Here is an 18,327-nt window from a genome sequence, read left to right as displayed (position 1 = left end):
CAGTGGTGGGACTCATGGACAACAATCAAATTCCCCAAGCCACATCGCCTTTGGCCGCGTGGCTTTACTATCTCGAACGTTTGCATTCTCAGCCAATCGAGCTGGGGCTGGAGCGTGTTAAACAGGTTGCTGAGCGTTTGGATTTGCTTAAACCTGCCCCTAAAGTATTTACCGTTGCCGGCACTAATGGCAAAGGCACCACCTGCTGTACCTTGGAATCCATTTTACTGGCTGGGGGTCTGCGGGTCGGGGTGTATAGCTCACCTCATCTTCTGCGTTATACCGAGCGCGTCCGTATTCAGGGGCAAGAGCTACCTGAAGCCGAACACAGCCATTCTTTTGCCAACATTGAAGCCGGACGCCAAGATATATCACTGACTTACTTCGAGTTCGGCACCTTATCTGCATTGCAACTGTTTAAGCAGGCTAAGCTTGATGTGGTCATTCTCGAAGTGGGCTTGGGGGGGCGTTTGGATGCAACTAATATTGTTGATTCGGATGTTGCCGCTATCACCAGCATTGCAATAGACCATACTGACTGGCTGGGGTTTGACCGTGAAAGCATTGGCCGGGAAAAAGCCGGTGTATTCCGTGCGGGTAAGCCCGCAGTGGTAGGGGAACCTGATATGCCACAATCTATTGCAGATGTTGCTGCAAAACTCGGTGCACACTTATATCAGCGGGATATTGCCTGGCAATTCAGTCAGCAAGAAAAAAGCTGGAAATGGCACTGCGATGGCCGCCAATGGAGCGAGTTACCGTTGCCGAATGTGCCGCTAGCCAATGCTGCGACGGCGCTGGCAGTATTGCATTATTCCGGGTTGTCATTGAGCGAAGAAGTCATTCGCCAGGGGTTGCAGGCCGCCAGTTTACCTGGGCGTTTTCAGATAGTCAGTGAGCAGCCACTGTTGATTTTGGACGTGGCTCATAATCCGCATGCAGCGCGTTATTTGACCGATAAACTGGCTAAGTTGCCCAAACAAGGCAAAGTGCGCGCAGTGGTCGGGATGTTATCGGATAAAGATATTGGTGGTACGCTGGCATGCTTATCTGAGCAAGTTGATGAATGGTACTGCGCGCCGCTGGAAGGGCCGCGTGGGGCCAGTGCGGAGCAATTAGCCGAGCAGTTGGCACAATCACGCCAGTTTAGTGATGTCGAAACTGCCTGGCGACAAGCTATGCAGGATGCAGAACCACAGGATGTGGTCATTGTCTGTGGCTCTTTCCATACAGTTGCTCACGTCATGGCAGCATTGAATTTGTAACAGATTGAATTGATAAAGCATTGAGGGGCGAGTGAGTGGCAAGTAAGTTCCAGAACCGTTTAGTTGGGACCATAATTTTGGTGGCTTTGGGCGTGATTGTGCTGCCGGGGTTACTGGATGGTAAAAAGAAGCATTATGAGGATGAGTTTGCTGCCATTCCATTAGTGCCAAAGCCCGGTGATAGCCAGGAGATTGATGCGGTTCCGCCGATCAATCAGCCTCTACCTATTGCGCCGCCGGAAGGTGCAGCGCAGGCCGTGGAAGTCCCTAAAGATGATTCCGCCTCTCAGGCTGCTAATGATGCCGGTAATTTGCCGTCTGAACCCACTCTTGTGGCACCGCCACCGCTACAAAGTAAGCCGGTTGAAGTGAAACCTGTCGAGAAGAAACCGGCTGAAGTTAAACCAGTAGAAAGTAAGCCAGTTCCGGTCGAGAAAAAACCGCAGGAAGTTAAGCCAAAACCTGAGGTTAAACCGGAAACTCAGCCGGAAAGTAAACCGGCCATGGAAGAAAAAGCACCTGTAGGGCAGGCCTATGTTGTCCAACTTGGGGCGCTAAAAAATGCGGCCAAAGTGAATGAAATTGTTGCGACGCTGCGCTTGTCAGGTCATCGGGCATTTACCGTGCCAGCAACGCCGGTTCAGGGCCAGATTACCCGCGTATTCGTGGGGCCGGATGCGTCAAAGCAAAAGCTACAATCAGCCTTGCCAGAACTTAATTCACTGAGTGGTCTGAATGGGCAGGTTAAGCCCTATGGCACGGGGCGCTAAAGTTTATACTCGTCATACTTCAAGCTGCATGTGCGTTGGCTGCGCTCAATAACCCGAATCACTTACTACAGTAAGCTTATCGGGATTTTCTCGCTTGCCGTCTTCCTGCAACTCGAATTATTTAGAGTATAAGACATAGGATGTGCGGGGGGGTTCGCGTTAAGTTTGTGCGGCGATTGTTGTTTTTAAAATCGCCGCACTTTAATTTGTCGCCGGTCATAATTCCTCTACGCAAACGTTTTCTTTTTCTGTTAGAATTCGCCGCGAACAGGATGCAGCGGCGATTTCGTCATTGGAATAGTCATGGTCTGGATTGATTACGTCATTATAGGGATTATCGGATTTTCTGCTTTAGTCAGCTTAATCCGGGGCTTTGTCCGTGAAGCATTGTCACTTGTAACATGGGGATGTGCGTTTTTTGTTGCCAGTCATTTTTACACTTACCTTGCTGTCTACTTCACTCGTTTTGAGGATGAAGTGGTTCGCAACGGAATTGCTATCGGCATTTTGTTCATCGCGACATTGATCGTCGGGGCTATTGTTAACTATGTGATTGGTTCGCTGGTTGAACGTACTGGATTATCAGGAACTGACAGAGTGCTGGGGGTCTGTTTTGGGGCGCTGAGAGGCGTTCTGATTGTCTCTGCCATGTTGTTCTTTCTGGACACGTTTACCGGTTTCTCACAGAGTGTTGACTGGAAACAGTCGCAATTAATCCCGCAGTTCAGTTATATCATCAGGTGGTTTTTTGACTATCTGCAGAGCACGTCGAGTTTCTTACCGAATCAATTACCGATTCGGAGCGGCTTATGAGGAAAAGACAACATGTGCGGTATTGTCGGTATCGCCGGTTTTGCACCGGTAAACCAGTCGATTTATGATGCGCTGACGGTGCTTCAGCACCGAGGCCAGGATGCTGCGGGCATCGTTACCATTGATGCCCATAATGGGTTCCGGCTGCGTAAAGCAAACGGCTTGGTGAAGGATGTATTTGAAACCCGGCATATGCTGCGCTTGCAGGGGAATATGGGGATTGGTCATGTTCGTTACCCAACGGCAGGCAGTTCCAGTGCTTCCGAGGCTCAGCCTTTCTACGTTAACTCACCGTTTGGCATCACTTTGGCTCATAACGGTAATCTGACTAACGCTCACCAGTTGAGAAAGAAATTATTCGAAGTTTCTCGCCGTCATGTGAATACCACTTCTGACTCGGAAATTCTGCTGAATATTTTTGCCAGTGAATTGGACCGTTTCCAGCACTATCCGTTGGAGTCTGACAACATTTTTGCCGCTGTTGCCGCTACGCATCAGTTGATTCGTGGTGCCTATGCTTGTGTCGCGATGATTATCGGTCACGGTATGGTTGCTTTCCGCGACCCTAACGGCATTCGCCCACTGGTGATTGGTAAACGCACTCTTGCTGACGGCCGTAATGAATACATGGTCGCGTCTGAAAGTGTGGCGCTGGATACCCTTGGTTTCGAATTCCTGCGTGATGTTGCGCCGGGCGAAGCCGTGTACATCACCGAAAAAGGCCAGTTGTTCACCCGTCAGTGTGCGGAAAATCCGAAATACAATCCGTGCTTGTTTGAGTATGTTTATTTTGCCCGTCCAGACTCCTTTATGGATAAAATTTCTGTTTACAGTGCGCGTGTGCGCATGGGCCAGAAATTAGGTGCAAAAATTGCCAAACAGTGGGAAGACCTGGATATCGATGTTGTTATTCCTATCCCAGAAACTTCCTGCGATATCGCGCTGGAAATCGCCCGAATTCTGGATAAACCGTACCGCCAGGGGTTTGTGAAAAACCGCTATGTTGGGCGTACCTTTATCATGCCGGGCCAGCAGGAACGCCGTAAATCGGTACGCCGTAAACTGAATGCCAACCGCGCAGAATTTCGTGGTAAGAATGTATTACTGGTGGATGACTCTATTGTGCGCGGTACCACATCGGAACAAATTGTCGAAATGGCGCGTGAAGCTGGGGCAAATAAAGTGTATTTCGCCTCTGCCGCCCCGGAGATTCGTTTCCCGAATGTGTATGGCATTGATATGCCAAGTGCCAATGAGTTAATCGCACATGGTCGTGAAGTCGACGAGATTCGCCAGCTAATTGGCGCTGATGCGCTGATTTTCCAAGATCTTACCGACCTTATCGAGGCTGTACGCGAAGATAACCCAGATATCACCCAGTTTGAGTGCTCAGTCTTTAACGGCGTTTACGTCACTAAAGATGTGGATCAAAGCTATCTGGAATATCTGGAGTCGTTACGTAACGATGATGCACAAGCATTACGTAATCATAACGAAGCGGAAAACCTGGAGATGCATAACGAAGGGTAATACCCGTCATCTTGAAATCTGTCGGGTATATTTAGTGAAAAAGACAAAGTGAATTAAAAAGGTGCAACCAGCGTTCAAGCGCGGTGCACCTTTTTTTATGTAAGCTAGCTTAGCGCCATGACTTGCTAATCATTACCTGATGCGGCAAAGTTTGGCCTTATTCCATTATGCTGCGCATAATTATTGTTAGCGATTTTCAGTTTGAGGCAGTTTTCCATGAAACGACTTATTATTGGCATCAGTGGTGCCAGCGGTGCCATTTATGGTGTTCGCCTGTTACAGGTGTTGCAGCAGGTCGAGGGCGTGGAAACCCACTTGATTATCAGTAATGCGGCGCGTCAGACGCTAGCGCTCGAAACAGAGCTTAGTGTTAAGGAGGTGCAGGCGCTGGCGGATGTGGTACACGATTCTCGTGATATCGCCGCGTGTATCTCATCGGGGTCATTCAAGACCAGTGGCATGGTTATTTTACCTTGTTCAATCAAAACGTTATCTGGCATTGTTCATAGCTATACCGATGGATTATTGACCCGCGCAGCCGATGTTATATTGAAAGAACGCCGCCCATTGGTGCTATGTGTGCGCGAAACTCCGCTACATTTGGGCCATTTACGGCTGATGGTACAGGCGTCTGAATTGGGCGCGGTTATCATGCCGCCGATGCCTGCATTTTATCACCGCCCGGAAACCATCGAGGATATGATTGATCAGACCGTTAACCGGGTTATTGATCAATTTGATATCGAGCTACCTAAAGATCTATTCATTCGCTGGCAAGGTTCTAATTAACATTTCCCCACAAATTGATACATTTGTGCAACATCGCACTGAAATGGGGCGCATTATGCACCACAATAATGCTGTTTCAGAACGTGCACTGTTGCATAGATTGTGTATTCAGTTTTTACCTACGACCTAATGCCCACATTGAGTGGTTTTTATGCCAATAAAGCAGTGATGAAATGAGCTTTCTCTCCTGATAATTACTGGCACGATTACTGCACATCGATTTATGGAACCTTATTATTAGGGACGCTAAGGGTTGTAGAGAAAACTAACGTACTTTGGGCATCGAAAATCAATTTGAGGATTATGTATGAATAAGAAGATTTTGGTTCTGCCTTTAATATTAGCATTGGCTGCTGCCAGCAGTGCTTTTGCTGCTATTCCTAAAGATATCAAAATTGGTACAGACCCAACTTATGCTCCTTTTGAATCGAAAAATGCCAGTGGTGAATTGGTAGGTTTTGATATTGATATAGCAAAAGAGCTATGCAACCGTATTGATACCAAATGTACTTTTGTTGAAAGTGATTTTGATGCACTGATTCCCTCGCTGAAAGCTAAAAAAATTGATGCGATTATCTCTTCACTCTCTATTACTGAAAAACGCCAAAAAGAGATTGCCTTCACCGACAAACTTTTTGCAGCCAATTCCCGCTTGATCGCCACTAAAGGCAGCAAAATAGAGCCAACATTAGTGGCCTTAAAAGGTAAACGTGTTGGGGTATTGCAAGGTTCTACTCAAGAAGCATTCGCCAATGCTGAGTGGCAGCCAAAAGGTATTGATGTTGTTGCCTACCAAAATCAGGATCTGATCTACTCTGATTTGGCTTCTGGTCGCATTGACGCGGCTTTCCAGGATGAAGTCGCAGCCAGTGAAGGTTTCCTGAAACAAGAGGTTGGTAAAGATTATGCTTTCGCCGGGCCATCAGTCAAAAATGATCAATTCTTTGGTGTAGGCACCGGTATGGGCTTGCGTAAAGATGATGTGGAACTGAAAGCGGCATTGGATAAAGCCTTTGCAGAAATGCGCAAAGATGGCACCTACGACAAACTCGCAAAAAAATATTTCGATTTTGATGTTTACGGTGGTTAATTCCGCTGGCTGAAATAACCCTTGCCCTAATTTGGGCAGGGGTTGTTATTGGGCTATTAACCCAAAGTCATTAACCAGACTCCTTACTCAGTAAAATAGGATAACCCAGATGCTGGATGGATATTCCAAACTGATATTTGAAGGTGCGCTGGTGACGCTGGAGTTAGCATTGTGTTCAGTGCTGCTATCAGTGATTATCGGCTTAATAGGTGCCGGTGGCAAATTATCATCAAATCGCCTTTTATCAGGCTTATTTGAGTGTTACACCACGCTGATTCGTGGTGTGCCTGATTTAGTTTTAATGCTGCTGATTTTCTACGGATTGCAGATATTCCTAAATAGCATTACTGAATCTCTCGGTTTCGAACAAATTAATATTGATCCTCTTTCAGCTGGGATTATCACCCTCGGGTTTATCTACGGAGCTTATTTCACTGAAACTTTCCGTGGCGCTTATATGGCGGTTCCGGCTGGTCAAATTGAAGCAGCAAGAGCATTTGGTTTCTCTTCCAGCCAGATTTTCCGCAGAATTATGTTTCCTGCCATGATGCGCTACGCACTACCAGGTATCGGTAATAATTGGCAAGTCATTCTCAAGGCGACGGCATTGGTCTCTATTTTAGGACTGAATGATGTGGTCAAAGCCACACAGTTAGCAGGGAAAGGTACTTATCAGCCGTTCTTCTTCGCATTGGTGGCTGGTGTGGTTTATCTGATTTTTACCACCATCTCGAATGGTGTCTTACTGTGGTTGGAACGGCGCTATTCCCATGGAGTGAAGAGGGCCGAACTATGATAGAAATCTTACATCAATATTGGCAAGCCCTGCTTTGGAGTGATGGCTATCGATTTACCGGCATGGCTGTTACCCTGTGGCTATTAATTAGTTCCGTCGTGATGGGGGGGTTATTGGCAATTCCGTTGGCAGTAGCGCGGGTAGCCGAGCGGCGCTGGATTCGCTTACCGGTATGGATCTTTACCTATATCTTTCGTGGTACGCCGTTATATGTGCAATTACTGATATTTTATTCTGGAATGTACAGCTTGGAGATAGTCCGAGGTAACGATCTACTTAATGCCTTTTTTCGCAGCGGGCTGAATTGCACTATTTTGGCACTAACGCTCAATACCTGTGCTTACACCACGGAGATCTTCGCGGGCGCGATTCGTTCGGTGCCTCATGGCGAAATAGAAGCAGCCAGAGCCTATGGTTTCTCACGCTTTAAAATGTATCGCTGTATTATTTTACCCTCTGCGCTACGCATTGCTTTACCGGCCTACAGTAATGAAGTGATTTTAATGCTGCATTCCACCGCATTGGCTTTTACGGCCACAGTGCCAGATATACTGAAAATAGCACGTGATATTAATGCTGCGACGTATCAGCCATTTTATGCTTTTGGTATTGCTGCCGTACTTTATCTGATTATCTCGTTTACGCTAATTAGCCTGTTCCGCCAGGCAGAAAAACGTTGGCTGGCACATATAAAACCTCAGGCATCACATTAAGTACGGAGAACCTTATGACTGATACATTAAAAACCATGACTGACACATTAGAAACTAAAATAGCTGAAACCAAGTTGTCCGTGACGGAATTGCATAAATATTATGGCGAACATGAGGTCTTAAAAGGCGTTTCACTTTCAGCCAAAGCCGGAGATGTTATTTCCATTATTGGTTCCTCAGGCTCGGGGAAAAGTACTTTTTTACGTTGCATCAATTTTCTGGAGAAACCCAGCGAAGGGTCGATCAGCGTCAATAACCAAAATATCCGATTGGTTAGAGATAAAGACGGACAACTAAAAGTTTTTGATAAGAAAGAGCTACAATTACTTCGCACGCGTCTGACGATGGTATTCCAGCATTTCAATTTATGGAGCCATATGACGGTGTTGGAAAATGTGATGGAAGCCCCTGTTCAAGTCTTAGGGTTAAGTAAATCGGTGGCTAAAGAGCGAGCGATTCGCTATTTGGATAAAGTCGGGATTGATGAGCGCGCGCGTGCTAAATATCCAGTGCATCTTTCTGGAGGCCAGCAGCAACGTGTTTCCATTGCCCGGGCATTGGCGATGGAGCCTGATGTACTCTTATTTGATGAGCCAACCTCCGCATTGGATCCTGAATTGGTTGGTGAGGTTCTGCGGATAATGCAAAAACTGGCAGAAGAGGGGAAAACCATGGTGGTGGTGACTCATGAAATGGAGTTTGCCCGTCACGTTTCCAGCCATGTTATCTTCCTGCACAAAGGTGTTATTGAAGAAGAAGGCCCGCCAGCCGAGCTTTTTGGTAACCCTAAAAGCCTTCGTTTGCAGCAATTCCTTTCTGGTGCATTGAAGTAAGTCCGGGTTGGGCGGGATAGTTATTTTATCTATCCCGCGTTAATTCAATTAGGCGATAGGTTTATTCAGTACATTACGCAGGGCTTCTTCTAACTCAAAATAGCGGAAAGCAAAACCGGCTTCTTCTAAGCGTTTAGGTATCGCCCGCTGCCCACCTAATACCAAAGCTGCAGATTCTCCTAGTAACAAGCGAATAGCTGCCGCAGGGGTGCGAATAACCGCTGGGCGGTCTAGCACTTCAGCCAACGTGGCAATAAATTGTTCATTATGTACCGGATAAGGGGAAACCATATTGAATGGGCCATTAAGACCAGCAGTCGTCAATAAATAATAAATGCCATGAACCATGTCATCAATATGTATCCATGGCAGATATTGACGGCCATCACCGATCGGGCCTCCTAGACCAAGGCGTAATAGCGGCACCATTTTTGCTAACGCGCCGCCATGGGGGGCCAACACAATACCGGTACGCAGCAGGCAAACCCTTGTCTGGCTGCTTTCAGCTGCCCGAGCAAGGTTCTCCCAACGTTCACATAACATATGGGTAAATTCATTCTGTGGTGCTTCATCTTCGGTGACCACCGCTTGCCCTTGATCGCCATAAAATCCGACCGCAGATCCTGAAATAAATACGGCTGGCGGCTGACTGCTGGCCTTAATTAAGGTCGTCAGTTTTTCGGTTATCTGCCAACGACTTTGACACAAAATCTCTTTCTGTTGTGGCGTCCAGCGTTTTTCAGCAATAGGTTCGCCCGCGAGATTAATGACGGCATCAAAATCATTAAGGTCATGTTGGTCATTTAATGTTGACCAGCAGGTGACTTGTGAGCCAAGCGCTTTATTTGCTCGTTGAGGATCACGGGTTAGTGCTGTTATTTGATGAGCTTGCGACAAAAGGAATGCGGTCAGACTGCGCCCGATGAGCCCTGTAGCTCCAGTGATTAAAATACGCATAGCCAATCTCCGTTTATACCCTTCTTACTTGATACCTACCTGCAATTCCAAATTCTTTGGGGATAGCGGCAGTCTGGTTTCTTTTCAGCATAGGTCATCTCGCACTCTTCTCCTACGACACTGAGCACACCCTGAGTGAATTTTTTAACAAAATAAAAAATAATAACTAAATAAATTCCCCAATTGATCCGATTAATACAATTATTACCCAGTGAGTGGTCGAGCCTTCGGCGTTATGTGCCTTATGGTTTCTGACCGCTAACCATGGTTATAAGCCATTTCGGTGACTTTAAGGCTGAATTCGCGATTTTCTGCTAGAGTCAATATACTCATCGGAATGAAAAAGAGGCCGTCAACCTCTTTTGTCTTGTTATGTGGATGTTTTCATAAATAAAATTTGAGTATTTTATAAAAACTGACGGTGGCTTATTAACCCTCCGGCTGAGGTCAGGCTGCTGCCTTATTGTTGACCCTACACTTTTCAGGTGCGCATGAAGCTAAACATTGAAGTTAATTGTTCTTATGTATGTGAACCTATATATAAACAAGACGGTAGTTTATTAGCAGTCGAGCTATTAAGCCGATTTTCAGCCAAATCGGTAGATTTACCCATTGATGTTGAAAATTTTATTAATGAATTGGATATCAATAGAAAGGCCGACTTATTCCAGGATCAATTATGTGCTGTGAGAGCTTATAGCGAGTGGTTTATCACGCATAATGTCCTGCTTTCAATTAATATCGATTTTGACTTAGCGAGTGTGATTGTTACTGATGAGCCGACTCGTCGGATGCTTGATGAACTGCCTTTCCTGCGACTGGAAATTATGGAAACTTTCTCCAATTTATCTGATGGAATGAATAATCCACTGTTACGCGATTTAGCTGAGCGATATCCACTATGGTTGGATGACCTGGGTAGCGGGGGGTGCACTTTAAATGCAGTGACTGCTAATATTTTCGAATATGTGAAAATTGATAAGCATTTCTTCTGGCAGCACAACAAACACACTTTCCCAGTCTTGATCAATAATATTAAGAAATATTGTCTCGGGGTGATTGTGGTTGGCGTAGAAAATGAGGATGAAGCGGAGCAACTCAAAGGCAGTAATATTGATGCAATGCAGGGGTACTTATTCAATCAGTTGACGCTGGATGAGTTGGTATCGCAGCCTTCTCTATAACAAATTCCCCCATTCAATCCCGTACAACGCTGACAGTATTCTTTCATGTCGGCATTGTTTTTTGTGATAAAAGTTTTTTACGATAAAATTTTCTTATGGTGGATAGTGGCTTTTCTCGGATTAATCTGACTGATTGGATGATAGAATGAAGCCTTATTGAGTTCTCATTATGTATATCGGTGGCCGGTGCCACTTGATTTACTGAGAGTAGGCCTAAGAGAAGACGATATCATGAAGTTAATATTTGCTTCTGATCTGCATGGGTCGCTATCGGCCACTGAAAAAGTTCTGGAGATATTTGACCGCAGTGGAGCGCAATGGCTGGTGTTATTGGGGGATTTACTCAACCATGGGCCACGGAATGCGTTACCGACGGGTTATCAACCCGCCGCAGTTGCAGAACGTCTTAATCCCTATAAAAACAAGATTATTGCTGTGCGCGGTAATTGCGACAGTGAAGTCGATCAAATGTTATTGCAATTCCCTATTATGGCCGGCTGGCAGCAGATTATAATGCCAGAAACACGTTTATTTTTGACGCATGGTCACCTTTATCATCCGGGGGCGCTTCCTCCGTTGCGTAAAGGGGATGTCTTAGTCTATGGTCATACTCATCTACCACAGGCGGAATGGCAAGATGACGTCATATGCTTTAATCCCGGCTCAGTGAGTATCCCGAAAGGGGGATATCCAGCGAGTTATGGCATGCTGGATGAGGGGGTTTTACAGGTTCTGACCCTACAAAATGATGAGCCAGTCATCCAGTTGGCACTAAAAACCATATAATATAATGAGTTGCAAACTCTTTGTTAACAATTGCGCGCGTATAATCGCGCCCAGATAGAAGGTTTCAGAGGATGGTGGAGCAAAATCCAGCAGCAGTCATCGAGTGGGTTGATATTGTTGATGAGCAAAATGAAGTTATTGCTCAATCCAGTCGTCAACAAATGAGAGCTCAACGACTACGCCACCGTGCTACCTATATTGTGGTGCACGACGGAATGGGAAAAATACTGGTACAACGCCGTACTGAGAGCAAAGATTTCTATCCCGGAAAACTGGACGCGACGGCCGGTGGCGTGGTGCAAAGTGGTGAAAACTACCTTGAATCTGCTCGGCGCGAGGCGGAAGAAGAGTTAGGCATTGCCGGAGTGCCTTTCGCTGAACATGGTCAGTTCTACTTTGAAGAAGAGTGCTGCCGCGTATGGGGAGCCTTGTTTAGCTGTGTTTCTCATGGCCCATTTGCATTGCAGGCAGAAGAAATAGATGAAGTCCGTTGGATGCAGCCAGAGGAAATCACTGCACGTTGTGACGAGTTCACGCCGGATTCTCTGAAAGCCTTATCTCTGTGGCTAACCCGCAATAATGAGCAAGATTACGGTAAAATAACCCCGCGCGAGGATTAATCCTCATCAGCCATAAATACGAAAGCCCCTTTGCAGGGGCTGTCGTATTTATAGTGCTTATGTTACTGATTATCGGACAATAATACCCAGTAAAATACCCAGCGCACCGAAGTCAGCATCACTGAACGTGGTGTTGGCGAACCCGATATCACCCAAGACTGGCAGCAGGAATACTGGCAGGAAGGTGATTAACAAGCCTTGAGCAAAGGCACCGAGAATGGCACCACGACGCCCGCCTGTGGCATTACCAAACACCCCTGCGGCAGCGCCGACGAAGAAGTGAGGAACAACACCGGGAATAATCACGGTCATATTCATCAAATACAGGGCGAACATACCGATAAGTCCAGCAGCAAAGCTGCTCAGGAAGCCAACCAATACCGCATTTGGCGCGTAAGGGAACACTACCGGGCAATCCAGTGCAGGTTTAGCATTGGGCACTAATTTGTCGGAAATCCCTTTGAAAGCCGGTACGATTTCAGCAATAACCATACGCACACCTTGCAAGATGATGTATACACCTGCGGCGAAAGTAATGGATTGCATCAGTGAGAACATGAACCAGTTTTTACCGCCACTTAGGCTTTTCACCACTTCCGGCCCGGCAAACAAGCAGGTTACGATGAAAATGATACACATGGTAAAGGAGATAGCGACCGGCGTATCGCGCAAGAACAGCAGACTTTTCGGCACATTCATGTCTTCAGTCGAATGTTCTTTATTACCAAACTTACTACCGATAAAACCCGCTAATACATAAGACAGGGTAGAGAAGTGGCCAATTGCCACGTCATCTGAACCTGTGACTTTTTTCATGTAAGGGTGGGCAATAGCAGGGAAGAACACCATCGCAATTCCGACGACCAGGGAGCCGATCACAATCAGAGTCACACCACTAATGCCGGCGGTCGCCAGAATCACTGCTACCATCATCGACATAAACAACGTGTGGTGACCGGTCAGGAAGATAAATTTCCACGGCGTAAAGCGGGCAATCAGAATATTGATAACCATAGCGAAGAACATAATCATCGCCATTTCTTTACCGAAACTCTTTTGCGCCACAGACACAATGGCTTCATTATTCGGTACCACGCCCTGAATACCGAATGCATGTTGGAAGATGTTGGCGAAATCCCCCAGAGATGAAACCACCAAGCCCGCACCCGCACCTAAAATCACAAAACCCATAATGGTTTTTACAGTGCCTTTAATGCACTCCGTTACCGGTTTTTTCTGTGCAATTAGGCCGATTAAGGCAATCAAACCGACCAATATAGCCGGTTCGGAAAGCACATCACTCATTAAGAAACGAAAGAAATCCATGCCAGCCCCCGCTTACAAAGCGCCTAATTCGGTTAATGCCACAGACAAACGCTCTTTCATGGCTTTTTTGTCGATCATATTATCCAGCGCTACGATTTTACCGCCCACGGCTTGAGCCACTAATTGTTCGGCAATATCTTTGGTACCGATGAAAATGTCGCTGGGTGTCCCTTTGGCGGAACCCAAATCAACATGATCAACTTCTGCCGTGACCGCCAATTCTTTCAGAATATTTTTGATGCTGATTTCCATCATCAGGCTGGTACCTAAACCGTTACCGCAAACCACTGTAATTTTCATTTTCTTTCCCCTTAAAATTATTATCCAAACTCAATGCTGAAATTAATAACGTGCAATAACGGACAAAATATCCTGCTGCGTTTTGGCATTAAGTAAGGCTTGTACATCGTTATCGTTATCGAACAACTGAGCGAGTTGAGAAATAGCCTCAATGTGGCTAGTGCTGTCTGTCGCCGCTAACACTATGAGCAGTTTTACCGGATCGTTACCTTCAGCATTGAAAGTGACGCCCTCGGTGATGACGGTTAAGGCCAGGGAGAGTTTATTCGCACCTTCCTCTGGGCGGGCATGCGGCATGGCAATCCCCGGCCCGACCACGTAATAAGGGCCAATGGCCTCATGGGAGCGATAAATTGCCTCGACATAACGGGCTTCAATGGAGCCATTATCAATTAACGGTTGGCATGAAATTGCGATGGCATCGCGCCAATCTTTTGCCTGGCTGACCACCTGAATGACGTCTGGCGTTAACAGTGTTTTTAACATGATATTTATGACTCCCGATGACTGTTAACGTGAGAGTAGATATTTATCATCGTCATTAATGTGATGAACCTCTCATTTGATAGCGCTACCTGATAGCGCTATCAAATTTTGTGATAGCGCTATCATTTGTCACACCATAGGCTTTAGCTATCTCCAAATAAGCCATATACAATGCGATGTATGGTATATGGCCAATGTATTGTCGAGGGCCAATATGAGAATGGTTTGACCAGACAAGAAATTTTAATCAGGCAGGAATCAGCATGGAAAAAACGCGCAAGCGCCGTAATACCGGGCGGGTCACTCTATCGGACGTGGCGAATTATGCCGGGGTAGGGTCGATGACTGTTTCCAGAGCGCTGCGAACGCCGGAGCAGGTTTCAGATAAATTACGTGAGAAGATAGAACAAGCGGTTGAAACTCTGGGCTATATTCCTAACCGTGCTGCTGGGGCATTGGCATCCGGTCACAGTGATACTGTCGCTGTTTTAATTCCGTCATTAACGGACAAAGCCAGCTCTAGGTTTATGCAGGCGCTGCAACAGATTCTGAATAAAAATGAGTTTCAACTATTACTGGGTTGCCACGAATATAACCAGCGCAAAGAAGCTGAAATATTGATGACCTTGCTGCAAAGTAACCCCGCGGCGGTGGTGATATTTGGCTCACAGCTGGCAGATAAAACTTATCAATTACTGGAACGCGCACATATCCCCACCGTCAACGTTGTCGGCTCTTATTTCAAAGGGGCCAAAATTACTCTTGAGGCGGCTTTTTTTGAGTCGGCTTATGAATTAAGCCGCCATTTATTGGAGCGCGGCTATCATAATATTGGGTTTATCGGCGCTCATAGGGATAACCGTCTGCAACGCCAGCAATTGAATGGTTGGCACAAGGCGATGTTGGAGCATTATAAAAATGCAGATCAGACGGTCACTACGCCCGAAACGGCCAGTTTACAGTTTGGTCGCTATGCTTTGACCGAAATACTCCAGCGTCAGCCAGAACTGGATGCGGTAATATGCAGCCATGAAGATATTGCGCTCGGCGTATTATTTGAATGCCAGCGGCGGCTTTTGAAAATACCAAGCGGTATTGCGGTGGCGTGTTTAGATGGCTCTGACAGCTGTGATCAAACTTACCCGACTCTGACTTCAATGCGCATTGATTACAAAAAAATGGGCAAAGAAGCCGGTAAGATGTTGATTGATATGCTGGATAATGACGAAAATGGTGAGGCACAAGAACCCGTCAGCCAAAGTTTTAGCTATAAATTTGAACTGCGGCAAAGCACTTGAAGATAGAGCCAGATTTTGAAGGAAAGCCGCCCCGAAGGACGGCTACCTATTTTACTTGCCTGATGTGTTGATGATTACCGTGATTGAATTGTTGAAAATACTCCAACCCCCATTCCAGGATGTTAACAACGCACCAAATACAACGAGCACAATACAAAAGTATCGTTTCATTGTGCGGTCCATGCTTAGACCGCTTCACGCCAGCACCATCGGCGACACTGCCGTGAATACAAGCACGGGAGAGTGCTTGCGTTTACGGCCGTTGGAACTCCTTTCCCTAAACCGATGCCCGCTTGCTTAAGGCGGCGAAAAGGCCCGACGCGAGTGTACATTAATGTTGGGTTGTTAAAAACTTGACAGCCAATCCTAAGCAAGACAATATGCCCAACACGGGGGAGTGCTTGCGTTACAACGGCAATACAAACCTGCTGGAAAGGCCGCTTACCGGACCAGCGCAGAAAAACCGTCTTTATGGCGGTTTTTTTGTGCCCGCGCTGTGCCCTAACAATAAAAAGCCCCAATAAAAACGCCAGCACGAGGCTGGCGTTGGTGCTTCTTATACATACTTAATCGTGAAATTAAGACGCGCTCGCGTCAGCCTGAGCTGATTGAATGGCAGTCAGAGCCACGGTATAGACGATATCGTCTACCAGCGCACCACGGGACAAGTCGTTAACTGGCTTACGCATGCCTTGCAGCATCGGCCCGATAGAAATCAGGTCGGCAGAACGTTGTACCGCTTTATAGGTGGTGTTACCGGTGTTCAGGTCTGGGAAGATGAACACGGTGGCTTTACCGGCTACCGGTGAGTTCGGCGCTTTGGATTTAGCCACATCCGCCATGATTGCCGCGTCATACTGCAACGGACCATCGATGATCAGATCTGGGCGTTTTTCCTGTGCCAGACGGGTTGCTTCGCGAACTTTTTCTACATCGCTACCTGCACCAGAGTTACCGGTGGAGTAAGAGATCATCGCCACACGCGGTTCGATGCCGAATGCCGCCGCAGAATCAGCAGACTGGATAGCAATTTCTGACAATTGCTCAGCGGTTGGATCTGGGTTAATCGCGCAGTCACCGTAAACCAGAACTTGGTCAGGCAGCAGCATGAAGAATACAGAAGACACCAGTGAACTGCCCGGTGCGGTTTTGATCAACTGTAATGGTGGGCGGATAGTGTTCGCGGTGGTATGAACAGCACCAGACACCAGACCATCAACTTCGCCTTTCTCCAGCATCAAGGTGCCGAGAACCACGTTGTCTTCCAGTTGTTCACGAGCTACTACTTCGGTCATGCCCTTGCTCTTACGCAGTTCCACCAAGCGGGGAACATACTGCTCACGCACAGCAACCGGGTCGATGATTTCAACGCCTTTACCCAGCTCAACACCTTGAGCCGCAGCAACACGTTGAATCTCTTCTGGATTACCCAACAGCACGCAAGTCGCAATACCGCGTTCAGCACAGATAGCCGCAGCTTTAACAGTACGTGGCTCATCACCTTCTGGCAGCACGATACGTTTGCCTGCTTTACGAGCCAACTCGGTCAGTTCATAACGGAATGCTGGTGGAGACAGGCGACGTGAACGCTCAGATGTGGCGCTCAGAGAATCAATCCACTCGCTGCTGATATGGCTGGCGACGTAGTTTTGCAGTTTCTCAACACGCTCATGGTCATCTGCCGGAACTTCCAGATTAAAGCTTTGCAGGCTCAGGGAAGTTTGCCAGGTGTTGGTATCAACCATAAATACTGGCAGGCCAGTTGCGAAAGCACGCTCACACAGTTTTTCGATTGGCTTATCAATTGCGTAACCGCCGGTCAGCAGAATGGCACCGATTTCAACACCATTCATGGCCGCCAAACAAGCGGAAACCAACACATCTGGGCGGTCTGCGGAAGTCACCAACAGAGAACCTGGACGGAAATGTTCCAGCATGTGCGGGATGCTACGGGCACAGAATGTCACAGATTTAACGCGGCGAGTTCTGATGTCACCTTCGTTAATAATGCGTGCATTCAGGTGCTTACACATATCAATTGCGCGGGTTGCAATCAGCTCGAAGCTCCATGGCACGCAACCCAGAACCGGCAGCGGGCTGTTGGCAAACAGCTGTTTTGGATCGATGCTCGCCACACTGGCCTTGGTGGAATCATCAAAGATTTCAGACAGGTCAGGGCGGGTACGGCCTTGCTCATCAACTGGCGCATTCAGTTTGTTGATAATAACGCCGGTAATATTTTTGTTTTTGCTGCCACCGAAGCTGGAACGAGCCAGTTCGATACGCTCTTTCAATTGGTCTGGTGAATCATTACCCAGCGCAATCACAAACACGATTTCCGCGTTCAGCGTTTTGGCGATTTCATAGTTCAGCGCATTAGCAAACTGATGTTTGCGCGTTGGCACTAAACCTTCTACCAGAACCACTTCGGCATCTTTGGTGTTTTCGTGGTAACGGGCAACAATCTCTTCCATCAACACATCTTGCTGGTTAGAACTCAGCAAATTTTCCACATGATTCATATTCAGCGGCTCAGCAGCAGTAATGCTGGAGTTCGCACGAATAATCGTGGTGGTTTGGTCTGGTGCATCGTTGCCAGCGCGTGGCTGGGCGATAGGCTTGAAGACGCTCAAGCTAACACCTTTTTGTTCCATGGAGCGGATGACACCCAAGCTGACGCTGGTTAAACCAACACTGGTGCCGGTAGGGATCAACATTATTGTACGGGACACGGCTAAACCTCTTAAATGACTTTGGATATATGTCAAAAA

General features: G+C 47.0%; 18 protein-coding genes. 13 read left to right on the top strand and 5 right to left on the bottom strand.

Annotated features, from left to right (window positions below):
* Window positions 1–14 precede the first annotated feature (14 nt).
* The 9 genes from folC (at window position 15) to hisP (ending at window position 8,599) form a co-directional block, all read left to right on the top strand.
* The gene (gene folC, locus FTA91_RS09345; protein WP_145536124.1) at window positions 15–1,265 is read left to right on the top strand and encodes a bifunctional tetrahydrofolate synthase/dihydrofolate synthase; all 1,251 of its coding nucleotides are present in this window, start codon (window positions 15–17) and stop codon (window positions 1,263–1,265) included.
* A gap of 35 nt (window positions 1,266–1,300) precedes the next feature.
* Window positions 1,301–2,035 (top strand): cell division protein DedD, encoded by a 735-nt coding sequence (dedD, locus tag FTA91_RS09340; RefSeq protein WP_050112970.1) that lies wholly within the window; start codon window positions 1,301–1,303, stop codon window positions 2,033–2,035.
* A gap of 303 nt (window positions 2,036–2,338) precedes the next feature.
* A complete protein-coding gene (cvpA, locus tag FTA91_RS09335; RefSeq protein WP_050112971.1) occupies window positions 2,339–2,848 on the top strand; it encodes a colicin V production protein in 510 nt (169 codons plus the stop codon).
* Window positions 2,849–2,860: 12 nt separating this feature from the next.
* A complete protein-coding gene (gene purF, locus FTA91_RS09330) occupies window positions 2,861–4,378 on the top strand; it encodes an amidophosphoribosyltransferase (protein WP_050112972.1) in 1,518 nt (505 codons plus the stop codon).
* 216 nt (window positions 4,379–4,594) lie between these two features.
* A complete protein-coding gene (locus FTA91_RS09325) occupies window positions 4,595–5,167 on the top strand; it encodes a UbiX family flavin prenyltransferase (RefSeq protein WP_050112973.1) in 573 nt (190 codons plus the stop codon).
* A gap of 307 nt (window positions 5,168–5,474) precedes the next feature.
* The gene (gene hisJ, locus FTA91_RS09320) at window positions 5,475–6,257 is read left to right on the top strand and encodes a histidine ABC transporter substrate-binding protein HisJ (RefSeq protein WP_050112974.1); all 783 of its coding nucleotides are present in this window, start codon (window positions 5,475–5,477) and stop codon (window positions 6,255–6,257) included.
* Window positions 6,258–6,366: 109 nt separating this feature from the next.
* The gene (locus tag FTA91_RS09315) at window positions 6,367–7,053 is read left to right on the top strand and encodes a histidine ABC transporter permease HisQ (protein ID WP_050112975.1); all 687 of its coding nucleotides are present in this window, start codon (window positions 6,367–6,369) and stop codon (window positions 7,051–7,053) included.
* Window positions 7,050–7,766, top strand: a complete 717-nt coding sequence (locus tag FTA91_RS09310; RefSeq protein ID WP_032820323.1) for an ABC transporter permease — start codon at window positions 7,050–7,052, stop codon at window positions 7,764–7,766. Before FTA91_RS09315 ends, FTA91_RS09310 begins: the two co-directional genes overlap by 4 nt.
* Window positions 7,767–7,801: 35 nt before the next feature.
* Window positions 7,802–8,599 (top strand): histidine ABC transporter ATP-binding protein HisP, encoded by a 798-nt coding sequence (hisP, locus tag FTA91_RS09305; protein ID WP_072082487.1) that lies wholly within the window; start codon window positions 7,802–7,804, stop codon window positions 8,597–8,599.
* A 48-nt stretch (window positions 8,600–8,647) separates the two neighbouring features.
* Here the strand turns inward: hisP and FTA91_RS09300 are convergent, their stop codons facing one another.
* On the bottom strand, window positions 8,648–9,556 hold the full coding sequence (locus FTA91_RS09300; protein WP_050112976.1) for a TIGR01777 family oxidoreductase: 909 nt from the start codon (window positions 9,554–9,556) through the stop codon (window positions 8,648–8,650).
* Between the two features lie 491 nt (window positions 9,557–10,047).
* Here FTA91_RS09300 and FTA91_RS09295 point away from each other — a divergent pair, with 491 nt between their 5' ends.
* The 3 genes from FTA91_RS09295 to yfcD all read left to right on the top strand — a co-directional run bounded on the left by FTA91_RS09295 (window position 10,048) and on the right by yfcD (window position 12,146).
* On the top strand, window positions 10,048–10,740 hold the full coding sequence (locus FTA91_RS09295) for an EAL domain-containing protein (protein WP_186366633.1): 693 nt from the start codon (window positions 10,048–10,050) through the stop codon (window positions 10,738–10,740).
* Between the two features lie 231 nt (window positions 10,741–10,971).
* Window positions 10,972–11,526: a phosphodiesterase gene (gene yfcE / locus FTA91_RS09290; protein ID WP_050112978.1), complete on the top strand. Its 555-nt coding sequence runs from the start codon at window positions 10,972–10,974 to the stop codon at window positions 11,524–11,526.
* 71 nt (window positions 11,527–11,597) lie between these two features.
* Window positions 11,598–12,146, top strand: a complete 549-nt coding sequence (yfcD, locus tag FTA91_RS09285; RefSeq protein ID WP_004391627.1) for an NUDIX hydrolase YfcD — start codon at window positions 11,598–11,600, stop codon at window positions 12,144–12,146.
* Window positions 12,147–12,215: 69 nt separating this feature from the next.
* On the opposite strand, the gene FTA91_RS09280 is transcribed toward yfcD, so the two are convergent.
* Genes FTA91_RS09280 through FTA91_RS09270 form a run of 3 tightly spaced genes read right to left on the bottom strand, consistent with a single transcriptional unit; the run spans window position 12,216 to window position 14,258 of the window.
* Window positions 12,216–13,472, bottom strand: coding sequence for a PTS ascorbate transporter subunit IIC (locus FTA91_RS09280; RefSeq protein ID WP_050112979.1), 1,257 nt, complete (start codon window positions 13,470–13,472; stop codon window positions 12,216–12,218).
* Window positions 13,473–13,484: 12 nt separating this feature from the next.
* The gene (locus FTA91_RS09275) at window positions 13,485–13,772 is read right to left on the bottom strand and encodes a PTS sugar transporter subunit IIB (RefSeq protein ID WP_004391630.1); all 288 of its coding nucleotides are present in this window, start codon (window positions 13,770–13,772) and stop codon (window positions 13,485–13,487) included.
* Window positions 13,773–13,814: 42 nt separating this feature from the next.
* Window positions 13,815–14,258, bottom strand: a complete 444-nt coding sequence (locus tag FTA91_RS09270; RefSeq protein WP_004391631.1) for a PTS sugar transporter subunit IIA — start codon at window positions 14,256–14,258, stop codon at window positions 13,815–13,817.
* 263 nt (window positions 14,259–14,521) lie between these two features.
* On the opposite strand from FTA91_RS09270, the gene FTA91_RS09265 reads away from it, so the two are divergent.
* The gene (locus FTA91_RS09265; RefSeq protein WP_050112980.1) at window positions 14,522–15,556 is read left to right on the top strand and encodes a LacI family DNA-binding transcriptional regulator; all 1,035 of its coding nucleotides are present in this window, start codon (window positions 14,522–14,524) and stop codon (window positions 15,554–15,556) included.
* A gap of 578 nt (window positions 15,557–16,134) precedes the next feature.
* Here the strand turns inward: FTA91_RS09265 and pta are convergent.
* Window positions 16,135–18,273 (bottom strand): phosphate acetyltransferase, encoded by a 2,139-nt coding sequence (gene pta, locus FTA91_RS09260; RefSeq protein WP_050112981.1) that lies wholly within the window; start codon window positions 18,271–18,273, stop codon window positions 16,135–16,137.
* Between the last annotated feature and the right edge of the window lie 54 nt (window positions 18,274–18,327).

It is taken from the genome of Yersinia thracica (genome assembly GCF_902170565.1).
GTDB classification, from domain to species: Bacteria; Pseudomonadota; Gammaproteobacteria; order Enterobacterales; family Enterobacteriaceae; genus Yersinia; species Yersinia thracica.
The sequence above is the reverse complement of the archived record's forward strand: the minus strand, read 5'-3'. Positions and strand labels throughout refer to the sequence as shown.

Bases quoted from the DNA above. Each gene is read 5' to 3' on its own strand.
- folC (WP_145536124.1), top strand. From the start codon at position 15: ATGGACAACAATCAAATTCCCCAAGCCACATCGCCTTTGGCCGCGTGG.
- cvpA (WP_050112971.1), top strand. From the start codon at position 2,339: ATGGTCTGGATTGATTACGTCATTATAGGGATTATCGGATTTTCTGCT.
- purF (WP_050112972.1), top strand. From the start codon at position 2,861: ATGTGCGGTATTGTCGGTATCGCCGGTTTTGCACCGGTAAACCAGTCG.
- FTA91_RS09325 (WP_050112973.1), top strand. From the start codon at position 4,595: ATGAAACGACTTATTATTGGCATCAGTGGTGCCAGCGGTGCCATTTAT.
- hisJ (WP_050112974.1), top strand. From the start codon at position 5,475: ATGAATAAGAAGATTTTGGTTCTGCCTTTAATATTAGCATTGGCTGCT.
- FTA91_RS09315 (WP_050112975.1), top strand. From the start codon at position 6,367: ATGCTGGATGGATATTCCAAACTGATATTTGAAGGTGCGCTGGTGACG.
- FTA91_RS09310 (WP_032820323.1), top strand. From the start codon at position 7,050: ATGATAGAAATCTTACATCAATATTGGCAAGCCCTGCTTTGGAGTGAT.
- hisP (WP_072082487.1), top strand. From the start codon at position 7,802: ATGACTGACACATTAGAAACTAAAATAGCTGAAACCAAGTTGTCCGTG.
- FTA91_RS09300 (WP_050112976.1), bottom strand. From the start codon at position 9,556: ATGCGTATTTTAATCACTGGAGCTACAGGGCTCATCGGGCGCAGTCTG.
- FTA91_RS09295 (WP_186366633.1), top strand. From the start codon at position 10,048: ATGAAGCTAAACATTGAAGTTAATTGTTCTTATGTATGTGAACCTATA.
- yfcE (WP_050112978.1), top strand. From the start codon at position 10,972: ATGAAGTTAATATTTGCTTCTGATCTGCATGGGTCGCTATCGGCCACT.
- yfcD (WP_004391627.1), top strand. From the start codon at position 11,598: ATGGTGGAGCAAAATCCAGCAGCAGTCATCGAGTGGGTTGATATTGTT.
- FTA91_RS09280 (WP_050112979.1), bottom strand. From the start codon at position 13,472: ATGGATTTCTTTCGTTTCTTAATGAGTGATGTGCTTTCCGAACCGGCT.
- FTA91_RS09275 (WP_004391630.1), bottom strand. From the start codon at position 13,772: ATGAAAATTACAGTGGTTTGCGGTAACGGTTTAGGTACCAGCCTGATG.
- FTA91_RS09270 (WP_004391631.1), bottom strand. From the start codon at position 14,258: ATGTTAAAAACACTGTTAACGCCAGACGTCATTCAGGTGGTCAGCCAG.
- FTA91_RS09265 (WP_050112980.1), top strand. From the start codon at position 14,522: ATGGAAAAAACGCGCAAGCGCCGTAATACCGGGCGGGTCACTCTATCG.
- pta (WP_050112981.1), bottom strand. From the start codon at position 18,273: ATGTTGATCCCTACCGGCACCAGTGTTGGTTTAACCAGCGTCAGCTTG.